Genomic DNA, 20684 nt, shown 5'->3' with positions numbered 1-20684 from the left:
TATTTTTTTTATCGCTAATTAAACAGACATGATATTGTACTAATTTAGTAAGTATTTACTATAAATAGTCTGTTCCATATTCCCGACAACTATATTACAGTAATGATTGACTCAAAATTTAATATCGATACCTTGTAGGTTTAGCCCTCATCTTCATTTGTGTTTGCATTTTATCTCTAATGTATAGTTCTCGGGAAATTTGAGAAAAATAATGAGCTGTAAATACTAAATTAAGCATCAAAAAAACTAAGACCAAAATCAGCACCAAAACGTTTAAAATACTTAATTCATTAAACACTGTAAAGATGGCGAATAAAACTGAACAAAGACCAAATCCAGAAGCAGAAGAACTGAGAATTAGCCAGCGTAATTTAGACATAATTAAGTTAATAAATATTTAATGAAAGTAGAAGGCATAAATTTTACTTATTATTGAATAATACATAAATGAGCTTAAATTTAATAGTCCTATAATCACTTTTAGCTGATTTATTGAGGAGAGGCAAATCTAAGTTATTTATACCAGGGAACAGGAAACAGTAGGAAAAATATTTCCCTGTCTAAAGATCATTATTACTCTATGTCCTAACCTATCTGTCTATTGCCATATAGGGTAGTGCCTGTGCGAAAGTGTGGGAATGATCAGATGAGTATTGTCCCTAAATACTCTCAATCATCATGGAATGTCCTCTGTGTGGCCATCAGAAAACTCATAAACATGGAAAGACTAGCAAAGGAAGTCAACGATATTATTGTCCTGAATGCCTACAAACTTTTCCTGCGGAATGCTGGGCAAACACCGATACTTTTGACACTCTCTACTATCGGCGAAAAGTTGAACCAGAGAAAATGCCCATGGTTCTACAGGATCACGTTGAGGGTAGTAGTTTAAGAGGAATTAGTCGAGAGCGTGAATCTGGCCGATAATACGGTAGTCAGTTTGGTGAGAGCTACCTCTCAAAAAGGACAGATGATTCATCATGCTTATGTCCAAGATATTGAAACCTCACAAATCAGCAGTTAAGTAGGCAGGCAAAAAAAGTTGTAAAATAGCCTAGTCGAGTAGATGGAGGAAAATTTATAGTGTGCCAGCCCCTTTAAGAGTACATTTGAGTGAAGCTGAAGACAAAGAACTGCTGGAATTCCAGAAAATTGAGGGAATCCCCTCAAGAGTGAGAGAAACAGCGGAAATAGTTCGACTCAATCATCATGGATGGTCTGTAGCAGCGATCGCTGCTATATAAAAATAAGTCACCTCACACCGTGAGAAACAGTCTTCACCGTTGGTCAAGCCAAGGTTTTGAGGGACTGTGGGAAAAGATAGGTAGAGGAAGAAAAGCCAAGTGGGTTGAAGAAGATATAAAACATATAGAGATTTGTTTGGAAAAAGATGAACGAACCTATAATGCGGCTCAATTATCCCGAAAACTATCTCAAGAGCGAGGAGTGACTCTCAGTAGCGATCGCTACTGAAAAGTCCTCAAAAAAAGGGGTGGCGTTGGAAAAGGACAAGATATCAACAACCTTCCCCCCCCAGATGCTCAACAAAAACAAGCCAAAAAAGCTGACGCACGAATGGTTATTGTGGTCTCACAGTGCAGGAGAGATTTGCCTAAAATTCCGTAAAGGAATCCGGTTTTTGTATTTGGAGTCCCGTCAGTTACAGTTATGCTCGTTGTGGACAGCAAAAACTCCTCAAACAGACAAAAAAACGGGGGGAAAGGTTAAATATTCTAGGTCTTTATGCCATCGGAGTTAGTTTTGATGATGGACTAAAGTTAGGTTCTTTTAAAGGAGAATCTTACCTTAAGCTAATGGACTGGCAAGCTCAACAAGCCTCTCAAGGTTTTGAGCAGACGGGACAAATCACAGTAATAGTTCAAGATAACCATTCTATACACCTGAGCAAAAAAATCAGAGAACGTTGGAGTTATTGCCATGCCCCAAGGATTATTTTTCTTCCAACTGCCCAAATATTCCTCACAAATGAATCTGATTGAAGCACAGTGGCATCAACTTAAAACACATGAACTAGCTGGTCGGATTTTTGAAGATGAATATGATTTGGCGATGGCTGTTATAGAGGGTGTAGAAGCTCGCGCTCAACAAGACCAACATACCACAGAACGTTTTCTATTTAATTCTGCCTAGCTACTTATGAGTTTTGGTCATTCGTCTAAAAAAAGCGAGTGCTAATTGGTGAGGTCTCCCCAGAATGTAAGACGCACTCAAGACACAAAAACATTCTCAGGCAAATGAATTAACAGAAGGGGATTGTGGGATTGGCATGACTCAAGGATCCAGAACGTGGATTAATTTTGGCTACTAGAGTTGGCAAACAAAGTCACGAGTTCCGATACAGAATTAATCGCCAATACAGAAGGAAAAACTAGCTGTAAACATTATTATACAGATGATTGGGGTGGGTATGAACGAGTTTTACCACCAGAAGTAGAACATATCATCGGTAAAGACCAGACTCAGCAATTAGAACGAACTAATAGAATTGTCCGACAGCAGATAGGTCGGTGGCATCGCACCCCAGAATAAGTTTGGTAAGGTCTGGCAGCAAACGGAAGTAACAGTGAGGTTAGCGTTCGCGGAGCGTGGCGTCAGGCGTATCGCCTACTTTAATTGGATTTGGGTTCATAGTCGCAAGGACAATACTGCAGCCCAAAGATCGGGGCTGGCGTTGGCGGAGCCTAGCGGCAGCTATATCGCCCCTTGGAACTGGAATGATCTAATTACCATTCCCACACTTTGCGCTCTGCACTACCCCATATAGTACATAGCCCAATCTGATAACTATGCCAATAGTAAAACCTCAGTATTTTTGCCCAAAATTGTGTAATTTAACAGAAAAATGCCTTGACAGATTATACTTATAACACTTTTCATTTAAGTAGACTACAAAATTCTCTTGGATTAGGGAGTATCGATTAGGAGGCCACTGTAGTCTATATATTTGAAAATCGCTATAATATCCATCAAGGCTCAAAGTATTGCCGAAATATCAGCACATTTAGAAAATAAACAAAAATTACATTTTGTCAAGTTGTTTACGCAAATCTTCCAGTTCAGCATCAACCTCCGATTTTTCTGCTGAACCCTGATTTGACGCAGGTAGTTGATTCTGACTTACAGAACCTCCAGAGAGTTGTGCCTTCATCACCGCTAACTCATCATCAACATCACTACTAGCTTCCAACTTTCGGAAATCCTCTTCCAAACCACTGCCACCAGCTAACTCTGCTGTAGCTTGGGAACGGGCCTCCATTTGTAAAACTTTTTCTTCCATCCTGTCAAAAGCTGCCATTGCCCCGCTAGTATTCAGAGAACCCATGGTATTATTGAGTTGCTCCTGAGTTTTAGCAGCAGTCATTCGCGCTTTCAGCATATCCTTCTTCGCCTTAGCTTCAGAAATCTTACCTTCCAAAGCAGTTAAATTCCGCTTTAAAACTTCTACCTGACTTGTTTGACTGTCCAAAGATACTTTTACAGTGTCTGCTGTCTCAGAATAAGTCTTCTTACGCTGTAGAGCTTCCTTGGCCAAATTTTCATCTCCTTTTTGTAGAGCTAACTGTGCCCTGGAGTACCATTGATTAGCTTGAGATTGAGCTTGATTATATTGTTGTTGGCTACGTTTCTGAGTAGCAATAGCACTAGCAACAGCCTGACGCAACTGTACCAAATCTTCTTGCATATCAATAATAGACTGCTCTAGAACCTTCTCAGGGTCTTCAGCTTTACTTACCATTTCATTAACATTAGCTCTGACAAGGCGACCAATTCTATCAAATAATCCCATAATTTTATTTTTCCTTTGATGTTTAATTTAGCTTCTAGCTCTTACTGGCCAATACTAACTACTATAAGCCAAATTTTTCATTAGTAATAGATAAGGATACTCTCCCCATAGCTATACATTCATTTTAAGTCTTTCTTTCTCCGCGAACTACCCATAAAAATCAGGACTTTGCTGAGTGGTAATGATTTTTAGATTAAGTATCAACGAAAAACATCGGACATAAATATTAAGACTGAAATATTGAAGATGGGTTTAGCTGGATGAGAAAAAGTCTGTTGCTTTGTCCTTTAGCAAGATTAGTTTGTTTAAAGCAAAACAGTATAATAAGAATCCCCAGAACCTTAGTTATCTTGAGTAGCTAGAATACTTCAAGTAAAAAGACAGATTCTTCTTCATAGTTTAAACCCAAATAAGAAAACCTCTATAATTCATGTAAATTGATTCCATATATCTTCAAATTATGATTCTGTTTTTCTGAGATTAGAACTATCTTGAATTGGTAACTGAGAATTACTTCCCCCAGGCAACATTTCCGCCTTCATCGCCTCCAACTCAGTCTCAATATCATTACCTTCTTCCAAAGAAGCAAATTGTTTTTCTAAACTATCAGTTCCCAACTCAGCGATCGCCTCAGACTTAGCCTCAAGCTGCATTACCTTCTCTTCCATCTTCTCAAAAGCACTCAAAGCATTACCAGTATTCACAGTGCCCAAAATTTCATTTAGCTTTTCCGAGGCCTTAGCAGAACGTGCCCTGGCAATATACATATTCTTTTTTAGTTTAGCCTCACTAATTTTTTGTTCCAGCTGTCTCATATTTTGCTTCAGCTTTTCCATTACCTGTTTTTGCTGTTCCACCTGAATTTTCATTGATTTAGCAGTTTCTTGGTAAGATTTGCGTCTAGTTAGAGCTTCCCGTGCCAAATTTTCCTGGCCTTTTTGCAGAGCTAACTGCGCTCTCCTATACCATTCATCTGCAGTAGACTGAGCTTGAGAACATTGTCGTTCTGTACGTTTTTGAGTAGCGATCGCCTGTGCCACTGCCTGGCGTAGTTTCACCAGGTCATTTTGCATATCTGTCACTGTCTGTTCCAGAACCTTCTCTGGATCTTCCGCACCAGAAATTAAAGTATTAATATTAGCACGAATTACCCGCCAAACACGGTCTAAAAGTCCCATAAAGACTATCCCTCTTCATTATTATTTATTATATTTTGATTTATCTATAGCAGGGAACAGCGAGAAAAACATTTACTCTGATGGTAGTCCTGCATGGTAATTGTGAGGATATATATTTTTTAATTTCTCCCACACTCCCGGTGTTCCCCACACTCCCGGTGCTTCCTTTAGCATTACTATACACAACTACCCCCCTGATTTGGAGCATCATTAGTCTCTGTCCTAATCTACCTGTCTATAGCTTAAGTTAATTGAGTAATAAAATAGGGCTGCTGAATTCAGAGATGAATTTTTTAGGAATAGGTAAAGCCTACTTACTCTTTCATGTGAACCTACAATTTATCCCCCAAATATGCAACGCCGAAAATAAGCTTTAGGAGTCATATAAATCTGGTGAAATACCTCACTATAATTTAGTAGTCAATAAGCTAACTGCTTCGCAGAAGTCAAAACTGATGCATTAAAAGCCTATTAGACCTCTGGTAAGAATCAAAAATAAAATCAATTATTATCCATAAATTATCAATTATTTCCCCTATTACCTATTATCTATTGCCTATTCCCTCTTTTGGAGGAGATGTCTATTGATGGATGAAGGCTTGCCAGACTCAAAGCATTTTTCCATTTCTACGGGTTAAGTTTCTTAGCTCTGTATCCAGTTGATTCTTTTTTCAGTAGTTAGTAGTGATATTTCAATCCATATCAACTACATCATATTACCTATTACTTCAACAGAGTTAACTTTTCAATTCTGACTGGTAGCTAAAATTATTTGCCCAAGTCATTTTAATAATTCTCAGGTGGTAACTTATAGTATTTCGCATCAACTCTTTCCTGCCGTAATTCTTGGAGAAATTTCTTTGCTTTTTCTGGGTCCCAAAAAGCCCCCATTTGTATCTTCATACCATTAGTCGTTTCACGAATATAAGCATCTGAGACTATTTGCTGTGCATTGTACAAAGACTCTTCATTCACATAATCTACAACAACATAATACCAACCATTATCTGACTGTATAGGAGTAGTTATTTCAGAACTGTCAGAATTTTTTACTGTTGGAGATGGTACTGGAGAAGATGGAGTAGTTACAACAGATTGTTGATTAGGAGATTGAGTAGACTGAGGCAATAAGGTGCTGCTGAGATTATCAAGTTCTGCCCTTGGTTTATAAGTAGGTTGTGCCACAGTATTAGTACTTCCGGATATTGGAGGTGGTACCACAGGTTTCAATGTTGCAGTGGGAGATGGAAACTGGCTAGATTTAGGATTAACATTACTTAGGGTATTCAAATCTAAATCTACAAATTCTTGAGATGCCAAGTCAGGAGATTTTGGTAAAGGTTGGTCCTCTCTATTTTGACCATTACCACCAGTAGTATCATCTGTATCTTTTTGAGCTGAAGTATCTTTTAACAAACGGTCTAAACCAAGATTTTTCAGACCTGATGGATTCATCACAACATAACCCAAAGTTGTACAAGAAATCAAAAATAGAAACATGGAAACTATTCCTAGAGGAGTAAACAAACTTGCTAAGTAAGTAGGTTGCTCCTGACGACGGGATTTTAATTTGTCTAGACTCTGTAGAAGTTGTTCTGAAGATTCAAGGTTGTCATCTGGCGCTGTGGAATTATCTGTACCTAGTTGAGATTTCTGTTTCTCACCATCCTGATTTTCTGCATCAGCTCTGTTGGCCATAGTAAGTTCTGATGGAGTTGGAGGTTCGATCGCTACTGGTGAATTTTTGTTGGCGGAAGTGTTAGATATTTCAGAGTCTTCTAGTGATAATTTTGGTTCTGATAAAGGTAATGGGGATGCTGTTTGGTCATCTACCGGTGATACAGAAATTAATTCGGGTGTTTTATAAATTTGTTTATTACTATTTTGCTGAGAAACTTGTGATTGTTCTGTTCGCCTGCGGTACTTGCGATATCTTGTTAATTCTGCTTCTAGTTGTACATCTAAACTGTCCATTACAGCTTGCAAAGTGGGATTCAATTGGTCTGTAGAGCTTTTAGTGGACTTAACCAAAGAACTTTGACTCATTTGAGAACTCCTGTTACCGACTCAATAAATTTTATATTTGAGATAGAATGTCCCAACTATTGTAAAACGACTATGGATTTTCAATCTCTCAATCAGATTTTAGGCTATCTCCAAATTATGGAGCGATCGCCTCAACAACAACAGTTTCTGAAACTGATGGAATGTTGGGAACAAGTTTTAGGAGTTATGGCTACCCAAACTAAGCCTCTATATATAGAGGGAAAAGTTTTATATGTAGCAACATCTAGTGCTGCTTTATCTCAAGAACTTAGTTTTCGGGTGTCCCAACTTTTAGATAAGCTCAATCATTTTTTACCCACACCTCTAAACAATATCCGGTTTTCTGCTGCTCACTGGCATACAATTCAATCTCATCAATCGAGACAAACTGACAAAAATGATTGGCTACAGCATCCTAGCATGATTCCTAAATCTCAAAAAGCAACCTTGAAAGACTCGACTCATAAAAATCAAAGTCCTCAAACCACATTTAAAAATTGGGCTAAAACTATCAATACCCGCTTTCAAGGTTTACCTCTATGTCCTCAATGCCAATGTCCTACACCCCCGGGAGAAATTCAACGTTGGTCAGTATGTGCAATTTGTGCCACTAAACAGTGGTCATCAAGTTAATTTTTAATTATTTCATAATTTTAACTCCTCAAATGTAATTGAAAAGACAAAAACATTAATTTTTATATTAAGTGGGTGACTAGAAATTTTTGATAGTTTTTTGAGTCTATCTTTATGGGCTTTAAGCCAAAAATATTTTCCATTACTTGGTTTAAATATTATCTATTTTACTTCGATCTGACTTATCTTTTAACTTGATCCCTATCAAGTTTACCGAAATAATGTATGAATTAATACATTTTTACGTACTAGATTTCGCATAAATGTTTCTGTTTATAAAGTAATTATAAAAATAATATAAATTTTATTTAATTGATAGGGATATTCATAATCTAGGTGTCACAATGGATTTAATAGATTAAAACCACGAGTCTCTTGGATTCAAAATAATTAAGATAGACTCAATTAAATTTAGGAAAATTTTTTATGAAACCCACTTTAGTTTGTCGTAATTGCCGATACTATTTACCAGAAGGAAGACGTGGTGGTGTTTGTCAAAAGTTAACTACACCAGTTGAAAGTAATTGGAAAGCCTGTTCGTTAGCTTCATCTCCCTTCAATAAATCCTGGGAAAATCTTGAGAGTATAGCTATCTGGAATCAGCAAATCGATCAAAATTTGGAAGTAGTTAGTTTTACCTAAAATGAAAGTTAAAAGCCTTGTTTCTTTCAAGAGGGTACTTGATACCCTTCTATCTATAAGAACAAGGTTTGTCTCCAATTTTTTTTAGCTCAACTAACTAACAAAATTGGGGTTAGTTATTATGAGAAATATAAGTTAAGGTCTCAGTAACTTATCCATGTCAAAAAAAAGCTACATTTTTATCCTGACTCTAAGAGACTTTTTGTAAAGTTTTGTAAGGGAAAAGAACGCTCTTTAAATTGTAACTACTTGGTTATTTATCCCAAACTTTGTGCTTTGAAATACTGAATTGGTGAGGAGTAAAAACACTTTATAATTCTTGACAAACAATCTCTAAGGTAACCAAGGGTATCTGCGAAAGTCTGGAGGTCGTTTTTCTAGGAATGCTTTTTTACCTTCAGCTCCTTCCTCTGTCATGTAGTAAAGAAGAGTAGCATTACCAGCCAATTCTTGTAGACCAGCTTGCCCATCACAGTCAGCATTAAAAGCAGCTTTGAGACAACGAATAGCGATCGGGCTTTTTTCCAGAATTTCTGAAGCCCAGTTAATGCCCTCTATTTCTAGTTCCTCTATAGGTACAACACAGTTAACCAAGCCCATTTCCAAAGCTTCTTGAGCTGTATACTGCCGACAGAGGAACCAAATTTCTCGTGCCTTTTTCTGACCAACTATTCTAGCTAAATAACTTGCCCCAAACCCACCATCAAAACTACCTACCTTAGGTCCAGTTTGACCAAAAATTGCATTGTCAGCAGCAATAGTTAAGTCACAAATAATATGCAAAACATGACCCCCCCCAATAGCATATCCAGCAACTAAAGCAATGACAACTTTGGGCATGGAACGAATTAAGCGTTGTAAGTCCAATACATTCAGTCGTGGTACTCCAGTCTCATCAACATAACCTGCTGTACCTCTTACACTTTGGTCTCCACCAGCACAGAAAGCATACTTACCATCTGTGTGAGGTCCAGCACCTGTAAATAAAACTACTCCAATATTTGGATCTTCACGAGCATCAACAAAAGCATCATAAAGTTCAAACACAGTTTTAGGACGAAAAGCATTGCGTTTGTGGGGACGATTAATAGTTATTTTGGCAATTCCATCAGTTTTGTGGTAAAGAATATCGCTATACTCTTTAACAATTTGCCATTTTATTTGCAAAGGCTGATTACTCATATTTTTAGAAGTTGATAGATATTTTGTTTTCAGTACACCAGGTTACTAGATATCTAACAGCTTTATTTAACTAATCTCAAACCTTATTATTTCGATTTACTGTAATACCACCTGTTTTTTAGTCAATCCTTTAACATCCTGCTTATATTGAACTAGTATTTTCTTGTTGTACTATGGTTGATGGATTTAAGTTTTCTCCCGTCCCAGGTGAACAACGACCTAGTACCACTACATGGAAGTTAAAAGTCAAAAGTATTGATTTGTAATTGTTTTAGGATTTTGTCTGGTCAGTTATTTCCGCTATCCTGCACTATTGTTAGATAAACAAGTTGCTAGATTGTCTAAGCCCAAGTCTATTGCTAAAATCCTGTCAGGTTTTATCGGAGATTTTAGATGATTGACCATCCAAGTTATCTAGTCCATCAAAAGTGGATGAGTCGAGTATTAGAATTGGCCAAAATTGCTGGTAATGCTGGAGAAGTACCAGTTGCAGCTGTCATAGTAAACTCAGATGGCAAGTTGATTGCAGAAGCTCAAAACCGACGGCAGCGAGATTTTGACCCTACTGCTCATGCAGAAATATTGGCTTTGCGACAAGCGGGACAAATTTTGCGGAATTGGCACTTAAATAAATGTACTCTCTACGTTAATCTCGAACCTTGCCCGATGTGTACGGGGGCAATATTGCAGGCAAGAATAGGTTTATTGGTTTATGGAGCAGACGATCCGAAAACTGGCACAATACGAACTGTTGCTAATTTTCCAGATAGTGTTTTTTCTCATCATCGTCTGGCTGTATTGGGAGGAATAATGGAATCTGTTTGTCGTCAAGAATTACAGTTTTGGTTTGCTCACCTTCGGTAAACAAGAAAGGGAATTATTTTGTGGTGAAACCTGCTATCCACAATGACAGATAATGAGCAATTTTTGTGTTTATCTAAGTAAAGTAAATTAACTTTGAAAATATAGCAGTCTCAGGAAAGGTTATACCATTTCTGAATAGTAATCCTATGTTTGATTGCTATATAACTACTGCCTAACTCCCCATCTCCCTATCTCCACATTACAAAGATATATAGCAAACTTTTTGAGATTTGGTATTAAGATATATCATATCAAATCCGTTGAATTTGGTATAAAAACATTCTCCATCTTCACCATTACCAAATCTTTATAAATTTTTTTCCCTCTTGACTCCTGAGTTCCCCTCCTGGGAGGGGTTAGGGGTGGGTTGATTCCTGACTCCTACTTCAAAAGATTTTATACGGGTGCATCTCAATTTTGAATAAAGCCAAAAATTTATCGCTTTTAGGGAACAGGGAACAGGGAATAGGGAACAGGGAATATATAGGAAAAAAGTATTTTTGCAAATATGAGATACACCCTTTTATACAGATGCTACCGGATTTGATATCAAAAGTTTAAAACTCAGATAAAACAAAATTTTTTCTTCTCTTCTAGATAATTAAAGCCTTCTTCCTTCTACTATAAAATAGTCAGCATTCAGCAGCCAGCTATTAGCTAGCCGCATCAGGTCGGAACTGCGGAGTTCAGCTAATTTTGTGGAAGGTAAAAGCAACCTTTGAAATTGATTTTGAATAAAAAGTTACTGCCATGTGTTCCCTTGCCAAACCTGAGAAGTAATTATTGATTACTGATTGCTGTTTGCGTAGCATCCCACAGGGAAGTGCTGACTGCTAATAGCTGAATGTTTACATAAAATAGGCAGATAAAAATAAAAAAGATGATAACTGAAGTGTTAATTTCTATAGCTGACAGTATAAGAAGTGTCATTTAAGGATGCCACTAGAACAGGAATAAAGTTTACCTTAGAGTCAAGAAATTAAATTAGATGATTGAGCTAAAAAAACTATGATAAATCTTGACTTTATCCAAGCTTCTTTAAGGAAATTACATTCTCCAGTAAACTCAAAACCTTCTAGCATTTCTCCTTGGTTAGCATCTTTATCTTATTTTTTAGGTCATCATATAGTAATGCCATTGTATTTTCGTAAAATAAATATTATTGGAAAAGAGAATATTCCGAAAGATGGACCTGTGATTTTAGCTCCCACTCATCGTTCTCGTTGGGATGGGTTAATCATACCTTATACTACAGGTAGATTAGTGACTGGTCGAGACCTAAGATTTATGGTTAGTATGGATGAAATGAAATGTTTACAAGGATGGTTGATTAGACATTTGGGCGGGTTTCCTCTTAATCCAAAAAATCCGGCAGTTTCTTGTTTTCGCTATGGAGTAGAATTAATGTTAAAGAGGGAAATGTTAGTGATATTTCCTGAAGGTAAAATTTATCGCGATAATCAAGTTCATTCTCTCAAAACAGGATTAGCTAGAATAGGATTACAAGCTGAGTCTTATCAACAAAATCTTGGTGTTAAAATAGTGCCTATATCTTTGAATTACAACCCAGTTATTCCACGCCGTGGTTGTAATGTTATGGTTCGTATTGGTGTTCCTTTATCTGTAAATGATTATATTTATGGATCGGGGAAAAAGCAGGCACAAAACTTAACTATGGATTTAGAAGCAGCACTTAAAAATATAGATGGGCATTCAACAATTAATAATTAATAATTAATAACTGGAGAGTACAAAGTTCTGCTAAAAAACAGTTGGCTCTCAAGGTTGAAAGTGTTACTGGGAAAGGTTTACAGCACCTACGCTCTGTGAATGGAGAATTTTTAACCTTGAGTCCGTGAAACCCTTGACTAGCAATAGTTATTCCCAGAACTTTGCACTGTCTAGTTAATAATTAATAATTAATAATTACTTCTCCTGAAAACGGATAGAATTGGCGAATAAGATTTTTGTGATTTATCTATTCTTTAAATCAGAGGCTATAAATCTTGATTATTTGGTAAATCAGAGAAGAAAGAAGGAGGATTATAAATATACTTTTTCTCACCAATCAGGGTGAATAATTAATTTTCATTGTGAGTCTAAAGTTTTTGAATTTGATGACAACATCAATATTCTATAGCCAAGAATATAGAAAAGGCTTTGATTTATTTATAGTGATTTTGAAAGATTCTTGATTATCCTCAATTTTCAGCACACCTGAATACTGTCAAAAAAATATATATAATACTAGCTTGATAAATGTTGATTACAAATAATAGATGATTTTGGTATGGAGTTGGTTTATTTTTGTGAAAAATTATCGAGCTAATTGAGTGAGAAAATATATTATTGTTATTGTTATTGCTTTTTTCTAACTTCTTCCCTCTTTTGTTTGATTTCACATCTAGTTCTGGGCTGTTTCATTCTAAACTGTGATATTGTATGTATTGACGAAACTACGTTATTTCAAACTTTAGTAAATTGATCTTTCGCTGTCTGAAAATCAATAAATTTATTGCCAAAATCTAGAATTAAATGACTATGTTTCTAGATAACTCAAGCCTTATTCCTTAACTACACTATTTGTAATAATTTTTTTTCAAAATGGTATAGTATGATAATTATCAATAATTTGGAAAAAATCCAAAACTAATATGAAATACTAAAATTTTTGCTATGTATCCTTTTTCTTGTCAAAGAGTTTTAAGGGAGGTATTACGTAGCATTATTTTTCATATTTCATATGTGGATATGTGGCAGAAGGAAGAAGGAACAAGGAAAAATCTGGTGTTGCCTGAGTTTTAAGTTTTTGATATATCCGCGCTCTTTCCTTTGACTTCTATAACATTATAAGATTAAATATTTGAGTAGTGATGTACAAGTAGTGATTTTTATAGTTTTGTTTCTAAAAGTGAAAGGGATTTACTTATCAATATCACTACATTTGCAGAACTACCAAAATTTGAAGTTCCTATCTTTTTTACCTTTTCTGTATTTCTGCACAACTTATAAAAGTTTGCACCGATAGTTAGGAACAGTTTAAGATTGATCGCTATTTCTTATTCCCAAAAATTCTCAAAATTTGTACTTAATTTAGTCGAAAACTTCTGTAAAATTAAGACTACTATATGAGGATATTTCGTATATGAAGCCAGTATTGACAAATTTAATCCCTAATTTTAAATCTAGCCAAATTGTGTGTTTGGAGTATGAAAATACTTGTTTATATGCAGAAGTAATTCAAGTATTAGAAACACGCAAAATGTGTTGGGTTCGTCCTTTGTTGTTGAAATTATCTACTTCAGAGGTTAGGTGTGAAAATCATCAAAAAAATTTAGAAAAATCAAGTTTATGGGATGTGCGAGATGGTGCTGATTTGGTTTGGCCAATATGTTTATTCAGGGAAGCTATTGATACAGAGTTTATTCCACTTTTGACTGAATTAGAATTGCTAGATAGTCAAGAGAAAAATCTGCAAATTTCACACCAAAAATTACAACATTTTGTGAGGAAAGTTTGGCAGGCTTATCCTGATGCTTTTCCCTTGATTCATGATTAATATTTGGAATACTTGAGAAGTAATAAATCTAGCAATTAATCGATGTTATTTTTCTTGTATTTTCTATTTAGCGACTAATCCGGAGTGAAAGCTTCAATAATTAGGACTTGCTGATTAACTCTCAAAGCATTGACAGATAAATGCAAGTGTCTTTTTAGGTGGAAAAAAATCCCAGATTTTCGGTCTAAAAGCTCAAAAAGTTAGTATTTTGGGCAGACAAGGGCAAAAAAATTAAGGGACAATTCTTACAACCATCTCCTAATTAATTCCCATTTCTCCTGAGTTCTTAGTTCTGGGTTCTACCCTTACCAAAAGATTTTTTCAGCAAACCTTAATTCATCATAGTTAATAGTTGTTTGGGAAATATCTGGAATATTAGTTTCGGGTAAAGGTTGGGGTGATTTTTGAGGTTGTATAGTAGGATGAAATTTTTGTTGTGGAATAGGAATAGGTTGAGGGGGTGAAGGGTGAGAAATTATAGGAAAATTAAGTTTGGGAGAATAGATATAAGTCGCAACAATAAATATGAATATACCTGTTCCAGTTAGTAATATATTTGTTTCTCCTCGATCAAAAGTTTTGACAGAATTTTGATAAAGAGGTTTGATACCTGGAATATTTAAGGTAGCCATTTGAGACATAATTGTTCGAGAAACCTTAGATATTTGAGAAATAATACTCTGAGGTTGAACTTGAAGTAATGTCAACCATTCCTGTACAGTTTGAGGGCGGTATTCAGGTTGAATTTCCATTCCTTTAATAATGGCATTATTCACGCGATCGCTAATTTCTGTATTGATTTTTTTGGTTCTACTAATAAGTCTTGCTTACTTTGTATTTTTATCAGCTTGAAAATTAACTTTAAAGCGAAACGGACTTGTTTTGGTAAGGGGGTTTTATGTATGACTATAGGATTAAAATTTTGTATTTATTATTTCCAGATTTTGACCAAATATCTTCTGCATTTATGCTCAACCCTAAAATTAAAGCACTACCAGCAAGAGCAGTGATATAAATAGGAATATGTTCTTGTCTCCAATCAGTTAATCAGTTACTCCAAATACACCAATTATACCTAAAAGACTGGTAGCAAAGTCTCAAATAGACCCTGCTGCAAATATAAAAAGTAAAAATTCTTGTATTTTATTTAATATCATGTCCGGATAATTAGTTATAAAAAAACTTTCTCCTTCTTCTCCTGTTGTTCTTCTTTATTACCTCTTTCCTCCTGATTCCTGACTCCTGAGGACTGACTCCTCCGTAGTTATTTATTTATCACTGTTTAACCGGACATGATATAACTCCGAACTTGTTTAAAGTTATTTATCTGAAATAAAGAACAATTCCAACAATAATAGCTGCGACAAAAAAATATTACCATGAACAAATTATTTGAGATTCTTATTTGTTTGTGAGGAAATTTATTTTGGTTTATTGGTTCATATTCACTAGTTAATATTTCATTTTGACTAATTACTGGATAACTTGTAAATGATTCGTCTTTAATCTCCCACTTGTGAATAAAATCTTGAAATTATTTTGTGGATATAGCGTAAATAAAGTCTTTAAGAGATTGCCATTTAGTTTTAATTAACCAATTAGATAACTGCTCCTTGCGCTCTTTTTATCGGCAACTTGTACATGATGCAATTAATCCCGGAATTAATATGTTAAAGCGTCTGGCTATATATAATCAAGAACGTCAAGAAATTCAACAGCAATCCATTAGAATTGGAATTGGAATCAATACCGATGATTTAATGTTAGGAACTGTGGGAGGTGGGAAAAGAATTAGACATCTGGTGAAAATAAACTTACCCTTTATTTAACATAAGCTAGAGTTGTAAAAGTCAGTTCCCTAAATCATTTTTCGTACCTTTTTCCTAAAAATCTATTCCCTGTTACTTTCCGGAGCTGTTGCCTGTTGCCTGCTATGTGCAAAAAGTCTATATCTTTTTCACGCCTATGTCTATTGATACTACAGTGATCGGTGATGCTGTTAATTTAGCCTCTCGTTTAGAAAATTTAACTAAGTTATATGGATCTAATATTTTAATCAGTGGAAATACTTTATTTGATTTAGAAGAATTCGATAAATATAATTATCATTTTTTAGATAGAGTTAAAGTAAAAAGGAAAAAAGAAGCAGTTGCAGTATTTGAAATTTTGGATGGAGATGCTGAAGCACAAAAGCAATTAAAAATTCAAACCAAAACTGAATTTGAACAAGCTATTATTCTTTATTATCAACAAAAATATTCAGCAGCAAAAGAAATTTTCTTAAATATTTTCCACATCAACCTGGAAGACAAAGCTGTAAAACTTTATCTCAAACGTTGTCAAAAATCTCAAATTTACGGCATTCCAGAAGAATGGAAAAAAGAGATAGTAATTATAGATAAATAGTAGATTATATTATAGGGCAATTTATGAATGAAATATTACCTTATATTTATTTCTCAATATAATATCTAAATTTTTCTGTTTTTTCTTAAACGCCTATTTTTAGGCCATAAATCAGTTTCTAAAATTAATTAGTGAGAAATGGGAGTAAACCATTCCCTAAAAAAACCCTTAATTAGATGGTATAATTGAAAAATCTTAATTTAATACGATTCACACAAAAACGCTATATATAGTGAATAAAAACTATAACGTTATAGATATATAGTGTTTATAATTCATACGTTGTGTAATACCAGTTTGATAAGTGTTTGTGACAAATGGTAGGAACGTTGTATGCAACGTCCGTAGGTCAGAAGGAAGAGAAAAGAAGCAAAAAAATATTGAAGAAAAAAAAGGTAAAAATAAATAGATATAACTATCTAAAATGAATTGGAGAATCTCTTTTTAAGTATCTCTGATTGAGATGCACCTTTTTGTAGAATTCTTTTTTTAAGCTGGTATAAATCCTAATTAAAGTTCAAATATTATAAATAAAACTAAAATGCTTACCAAAAATCAACAACAAACAAAACAAAATTGGAAACAAATAGCCAAACAATTTGAAACTGTTGTGGGTAAAAAAGGCGTAGTTCAACGCAAAGAAGAATTATTAGTATATGAATGTGATGGTCTAGCTAGCTATCGTCAACGTCCCGCATTAGTAATATTACCACGCACTACTGAACAAGTCGCAGCAGCAGTAAAAATATGCGATCGCTTAAATATTCCTTGGCTTCCTAGAGGTGCAGGAACGGGTCTTTCTGGAGGGGCATTACCAATAGAAAACTGCGTTTTAATTGTCACTTCATTAATGCAAAAAATCCTGAAAATAGACTTAGAAAATCAACAAGTTGTTGTACAACCAGGAATTATAAATAATTGGGTAACACAAGCAGTTAGTGGAGCTGGTTTTTATTATGCTCCTGACCCTTCCAGTCAAATTATTTGTTCTATTGGTGGGAATATTGCCGAAAATTCTGGAGGGGTTCATTGTCTCAAATACGGTGTAACAACCAATCATGTTTTAGGACTAAAAATAGTTACTCCCGAAGGCTCAATAGTTGATCTTGGCGGACAAATTCCAGAGATGCCTGGTTATGACTTAACAGGTTTATTTGTAGGTTCCGAAGGTACCCTGGGAATAGCTACAGAAATTACTCTCAGAATTCTCAAATCTCCCGAATCAGTTTGCGTGCTTTTAGCAGGATTTCCTAATATTGAAGCTACCGGACAAACTGTGTCAGATATTATCAGTTCTGGCATTATTCCTGGGGGGATGGAGATTATGGATAATTTCAGTATTAATGCTGTGGAAGATGTCGTCAAAACCAATCTATATCCCCGAAATGCTGCTGCTGTTTTATTAGTAGAATTAGACGGTTTAGAAGTAGAAGTGGATCGAAACAAACAGCGCATCAAAGAAATATGCGAAAAAAACGGAGCTATAGAAATTACTACTGCTCATGAACCAGAAAAAAGGATGAAATTATGGAAAGGACGAAAAGCTGCTTTTGCTGCTGCTGGGAATATTAGTAAAAATTATTATGTACAAGATGGAGTAATTCCTCGGACAAAAATGGCTTATGTTTTAGGTGAAATTGAAGGAATTAGTCAAAAATATGGTTATCGTATTGCTAATGTATTTCATGCTGGAGATGGGAATCTTCACCCGTTAGTTTTATATGATGATGCTGTTGAAGGTGCTTTTGAAACTGTGGAAGAAATAGGTGGAGAAATTCTCAAGATTTGCGTGGAAGTTGGTGGTAGTTTATCTGGAGAACATGGCATTGGTTCAGATAAAAAATGTTATATGCCTTTAATGTTTAATGAGACAGATTTAGAAACGATGCAATGGGTAAGAAGTGTTTTTAATCCCAAGGGTTTAGCTAATCCTGAAAAAATCTTTCCTACACCTCGAACTTGTGGAGAGTCTGCTAATGTTCAGCAAGTTAAACAGTTTGAAGGAGCAGAGGTTTTTTAAATTTTATTTACCTTATTTATCAAATATTAGAGGCTGTTTGTAAAAGGAATATTAAATCCAGGCGTAGGGTGGGTTAGGCGACAATAATTAACAATAATTATGAGTCGCGAACCAAAATCTTAACTGTCTGCCGTAACCCACCGAACATACCGAATATTAAGCCAATATACTGTCTTAATCTTTGCTTGTACATTCACTTTCTTATCTAGTTACTAGATCAAAAAATGACAGATGAAGATAGAGACTTTAACCAAGTCAAAAGTCAAAAGTCAGAAGTTAACCCACCCCTAACCCCTCCCAGGAGGGGGATGCGTGAGCAACTCTCCAAAAATATTTCGTCTTAAAAGGCGGGGTTTTAGACCCAATTATTTTGATAAAATATTTTTGAAAATGGCAATGAATTAGAGTTACTTTATAGATGAGGAGTAGTATCTAGTGATAAATTTTCCACTTCCTACTCCCTCTTGATTTTTCAGTCAGATTACACATAAACAGAAGCAAATACAAATATTTCAGATATTGATATTAATTAAAAAATTAAACTTTTTTCTATTGAGGTACAAAAAAATTCTAGGTTTTAGGCAATAGTTCCAGAAAGCAACAGACAATAAGAAAGAAAAAGACAACTGTACCTTAGCAGAAGCTAGAAATGCTGGTAGTCCTGTAGATGTAGTGATCAAATTACAGTGAAGCGATATAGCTGCCGCACTTGCTCCCTCCGCCAACGCTTCATGATCATGGTGAATAAAATACCAAATAGCACCCAAGTGATTTTCTAATTTTTTAGAAAAGTATAAAGTTTTCCTGACTAACCGAGAAATTCTTTGACATCAAGTATTATTTAATCTTTCTATATAGGCAGTTAAACCAGTTTCTTTACCTGCTGATTTATGCCTATAATCAGGAAAAACTAAATCATCAGCTGACCAGAAATCTGTATAACAAATTGCACATTGCCTGTAGACACCAGGCAGTGAATTCCACAACCCTAATGCGCTGTTTTCTCCTAAACAGAAACCCACTATTTCTCTGGTTTCTATATCCATCGCCAGCCAGAGCTACTGTTTGTGATTTTTACTCCCAACAAATGACCACATTTCGTCGCAGGCAAAACTAGAATTTTCCCCGATTGCCTCACCATTTAGCATTAGTTTATCTACCACAACACTATTATTTTATTTACGAGCTGTTGTGCGGATAAATAGATCGTTGAAAGTATCTGTAATACTGTATTCCAAAGTTTTTCCACCAATCTCGTAGGTGAGGATACCGTCGTCGAATGTCAGAGTGAAATCTTCTCCTTGTCCGCTTACCCAATCAAAGTAACGGTACTGAGTAGGAACTTTTTGGCCGCCATTTTCATTTGATCTACTTTGATCGCCCCCAAAATCTGACAAAGTTTCAACAATTAATAATTAACAATTACCTCTTCTTAAAACAGATATAATTGACGAAAAGGAAAAAAAATTTTTATATAGATAAATTTTGATTTTTAAACTATAGCTTCAGAGAGCATTTTGATGAAAAACTAAAGTTAAAATCGGTTAATACCTTAACTGCTAAATCAATTTAAACAAGTGGCTGAATTTCTGAAATTATTTCATTGGAAAAATGAGTGGATTGAATACCAACGTAACTAACCATGATATAATCCTCTTGTGATTTGATTTTCGATCCAGGCGCTCTATGAAACAGCTAATTCAGACGAGTGCCTTTCGTATTACAATTATACTTCATTTCTTATAGTTCGACAACCTATGTAAATCAATCTAGGCAAAGAATTGAGACTGTTATAGCGCTGTGCGCAGGCAACAGGCAACAGGCAACAGGCAACAGGGGGAATAAATTGCCTATCATATAAGATTTTAGCTATTTGGCCTCTCCTGCAATTTGTAAATATACCAGCGCTCATTGCTATACTACAAAGTAGGAGAGTAGGAGAGATGGAATATTTTTGATATTTACCGAATAATTAATAATTAATAATTAAATAATTCTAGTTTAAAACCTCCCCTTGATCGGGGAAAAAATAAATAATATTTCCTGATATTCAATTCCGTAACGGTTAAAACCCGAGGTAATTATCAATTATCAATTATAAATTAATAAAAGGACTTCCGCAAATTGACTTTTAAACCACCATCTGTAGAGGCGCAATTCGGAGCTTTGCGGAGCGCAAATGGTATTCCCCCTTGCCATAAGTAGAGTCTCTGCGTAATATAATGTCCGGATAAGAGCGCGATCAAAAAAACTTTCTCCTTTTCTTCTTCTTTCTTCCCTCCTGACTCGGTCCTTCCCCTCCCCTCCTGGGAGGGGTTAGGGGTGGGTTGGGAGGGGTTAGGGGTG

General features: G+C 35.3%; 18 protein-coding genes and 2 pseudogenes. 13 read left to right on the top strand and 7 right to left on the bottom strand.

The window, feature by feature from the left end:
• Positions 1–663: 663 nt before the first annotated feature.
• From D5R40_RS01885 to D5R40_RS01870, 5 genes and pseudogenes are all read left to right on the top strand, one after another.
• Positions 664–1021 (top strand): annotated as a pseudogene (locus D5R40_RS01885) (transposase); the annotation flags it as partial.
• 64 nt (positions 1022–1085) lie between these two features.
• Entirely contained in the window at positions 1086–1244 is a 159-nt protein-coding gene (locus D5R40_RS34390; protein ID WP_161564637.1) for a hypothetical protein, read from the top strand.
• Positions 1245–1263: 19 nt separating this feature from the next.
• Positions 1264–1473 (top strand): helix-turn-helix domain-containing protein, encoded by a 210-nt coding sequence (locus D5R40_RS01880; RefSeq protein ID WP_161564638.1) that lies wholly within the window; start codon positions 1264–1266, stop codon positions 1471–1473.
• A gap of 459 nt (positions 1474–1932) precedes the next feature.
• Positions 1933–2151: a hypothetical protein gene (locus D5R40_RS01875; RefSeq protein WP_338043223.1), complete on the top strand. Its 219-nt coding sequence runs from the start codon at positions 1933–1935 to the stop codon at positions 2149–2151.
• A 180-nt stretch (positions 2152–2331) separates the two neighbouring features.
• The gene (locus tag D5R40_RS01870) at positions 2332–2550 is read left to right on the top strand and encodes an IS1 family transposase (RefSeq protein WP_124143999.1); all 219 of its coding nucleotides are present in this window, start codon (positions 2332–2334) and stop codon (positions 2548–2550) included.
• A gap of 490 nt (positions 2551–3040) precedes the next feature.
• Here the strand turns inward: D5R40_RS01870 and D5R40_RS01865 are convergent, their stop codons facing one another.
• The 3 genes from D5R40_RS01865 to D5R40_RS01855 all read right to left on the bottom strand — a co-directional run bounded on the left by D5R40_RS01865 (position 3041) and on the right by D5R40_RS01855 (position 7032).
• Entirely contained in the window at positions 3041–3808 is a 768-nt protein-coding gene (locus D5R40_RS01865) for a PspA/IM30 family protein (RefSeq protein WP_124144000.1), read from the bottom strand.
• A gap of 458 nt (positions 3809–4266) precedes the next feature.
• Positions 4267–4986 (bottom strand): PspA/IM30 family protein, encoded by a 720-nt coding sequence (locus D5R40_RS01860; protein ID WP_124144001.1) that lies wholly within the window; start codon positions 4984–4986, stop codon positions 4267–4269.
• Positions 4987–5772: 786 nt separating this feature from the next.
• On the bottom strand, positions 5773–7032 hold the full coding sequence (locus tag D5R40_RS01855) for a hypothetical protein (RefSeq protein ID WP_124154171.1): 1260 nt from the start codon (positions 7030–7032) through the stop codon (positions 5773–5775).
• Between the two features lie 72 nt (positions 7033–7104).
• Here D5R40_RS01855 and D5R40_RS01850 point away from each other — a divergent pair, with 72 nt between their 5' ends.
• Positions 7105–7665: a DciA family protein gene (locus D5R40_RS01850; RefSeq protein WP_124144003.1), complete on the top strand. Its 561-nt coding sequence runs from the start codon at positions 7105–7107 to the stop codon at positions 7663–7665.
• A 426-nt stretch (positions 7666–8091) separates the two neighbouring features.
• Positions 8092–8307: a hypothetical protein gene (locus D5R40_RS01845; RefSeq protein ID WP_192901077.1), complete on the top strand. Its 216-nt coding sequence runs from the start codon at positions 8092–8094 to the stop codon at positions 8305–8307.
• A 333-nt stretch (positions 8308–8640) separates the two neighbouring features.
• Here D5R40_RS01845 and menB read toward each other — a convergent pair whose 3' ends face one another.
• The gene (menB, locus tag D5R40_RS01840) at positions 8641–9474 is read right to left on the bottom strand and encodes a 1,4-dihydroxy-2-naphthoyl-CoA synthase (protein ID WP_124154173.1); all 834 of its coding nucleotides are present in this window, start codon (positions 9472–9474) and stop codon (positions 8641–8643) included.
• Positions 9475–9882: 408 nt separating this feature from the next.
• Here menB and D5R40_RS01835 point away from each other — a divergent pair, with 408 nt between their 5' ends.
• The 3 genes from D5R40_RS01835 (at position 9883) to D5R40_RS01825 (ending at position 13912) form a co-directional block, all read left to right on the top strand.
• On the top strand, positions 9883–10353 hold the full coding sequence (locus D5R40_RS01835; protein WP_124144004.1) for a nucleoside deaminase: 471 nt from the start codon (positions 9883–9885) through the stop codon (positions 10351–10353).
• 1008 nt (positions 10354–11361) lie between these two features.
• A complete protein-coding gene (locus D5R40_RS01830) occupies positions 11362–12084 on the top strand; it encodes a lysophospholipid acyltransferase family protein (protein ID WP_124144005.1) in 723 nt (240 codons plus the stop codon).
• Positions 12085–13549: 1465 nt separating this feature from the next.
• Positions 13550–13912: a hypothetical protein gene (locus D5R40_RS01825; protein WP_240038846.1), complete on the top strand. Its 363-nt coding sequence runs from the start codon at positions 13550–13552 to the stop codon at positions 13910–13912.
• A 305-nt stretch (positions 13913–14217) separates the two neighbouring features.
• On the opposite strand, the gene D5R40_RS36910 is transcribed toward D5R40_RS01825, so the two are convergent.
• Complete coding sequence (locus D5R40_RS36910) at positions 14218–14664, bottom strand: hypothetical protein (protein ID WP_205127587.1); 447 nt, start codon at positions 14662–14664, stop codon at positions 14218–14220.
• An 861-nt stretch (positions 14665–15525) separates the two neighbouring features.
• On the opposite strand from D5R40_RS36910, the gene D5R40_RS34385 reads away from it, so the two are divergent.
• The 3 genes from D5R40_RS34385 (at position 15526) to glcD (ending at position 18338) form a co-directional block, all read left to right on the top strand.
• On the top strand, positions 15526–15741 hold the full coding sequence (locus D5R40_RS34385; RefSeq protein ID WP_124144007.1) for a hypothetical protein: 216 nt from the start codon (positions 15526–15528) through the stop codon (positions 15739–15741).
• A 136-nt stretch (positions 15742–15877) separates the two neighbouring features.
• Positions 15878–16318: an adenylate/guanylate cyclase domain-containing protein gene (locus D5R40_RS01810; RefSeq protein ID WP_124144008.1), complete on the top strand. Its 441-nt coding sequence runs from the start codon at positions 15878–15880 to the stop codon at positions 16316–16318.
• 541 nt (positions 16319–16859) lie between these two features.
• Positions 16860–18338: a glycolate oxidase subunit GlcD gene (gene glcD, locus D5R40_RS01805; protein WP_124144009.1), complete on the top strand. Its 1479-nt coding sequence runs from the start codon at positions 16860–16862 to the stop codon at positions 18336–18338.
• 719 nt (positions 18339–19057) lie between these two features.
• On the opposite strand, the pseudogene D5R40_RS01800 reads toward glcD, so the two are convergent.
• Positions 19058–19441: pseudogene (locus D5R40_RS01800) on the bottom strand (IS1 family transposase); the annotation flags it as partial.
• 72 nt (positions 19442–19513) lie between these two features.
• On the bottom strand, positions 19514–19735 hold the full coding sequence (locus D5R40_RS01795; RefSeq protein ID WP_124144010.1) for a choice-of-anchor W domain-containing protein: 222 nt from the start codon (positions 19733–19735) through the stop codon (positions 19514–19516).
• Positions 19736–20684: the final 949 nt, after the last annotated feature.

The sequence above is a fragment of the Okeania hirsuta genome, from assembly GCF_003838195.1.
GTDB lineage: Bacteria > Cyanobacteriota > Cyanobacteriia > Cyanobacteriales > Microcoleaceae > Okeania > Okeania hirsuta.
Note: the sequence above shows the minus strand (reverse complement) of the source record. Positions and strands in the feature narration are given on the sequence as shown.

Coding starts and splice junctions, on each gene's coding strand:
- D5R40_RS01845 (WP_192901077.1), top strand. CDS start 8,092: ATGAAACCCACTTTAGTTTGTCGTAATTGCCGATACTATTTACCAGAA.
- glcD (WP_124144009.1), top strand. CDS start 16,860: ATGCTTACCAAAAATCAACAACAAACAAAACAAAATTGGAAACAAATA.
- D5R40_RS01835 (WP_124144004.1), top strand. CDS start 9,883: ATGATTGACCATCCAAGTTATCTAGTCCATCAAAAGTGGATGAGTCGA.
- D5R40_RS36910 (WP_205127587.1), bottom strand. CDS start 14,664: ATGGAAATTCAACCTGAATACCGCCCTCAAACTGTACAGGAATGGTTG.
- D5R40_RS01865 (WP_124144000.1), bottom strand. CDS start 3,808: ATGGGATTATTTGATAGAATTGGTCGCCTTGTCAGAGCTAATGTTAAT.
- D5R40_RS01860 (WP_124144001.1), bottom strand. CDS start 4,986: ATGGGACTTTTAGACCGTGTTTGGCGGGTAATTCGTGCTAATATTAAT.
- D5R40_RS01855 (WP_124154171.1), bottom strand. CDS start 7,032: ATGAGTCAAAGTTCTTTGGTTAAGTCCACTAAAAGCTCTACAGACCAA.
- D5R40_RS01810 (WP_124144008.1), top strand. CDS start 15,878: ATGTCTATTGATACTACAGTGATCGGTGATGCTGTTAATTTAGCCTCT.
- D5R40_RS01830 (WP_124144005.1), top strand. CDS start 11,362: ATGATAAATCTTGACTTTATCCAAGCTTCTTTAAGGAAATTACATTCT.
- D5R40_RS01850 (WP_124144003.1), top strand. CDS start 7,105: ATGGATTTTCAATCTCTCAATCAGATTTTAGGCTATCTCCAAATTATG.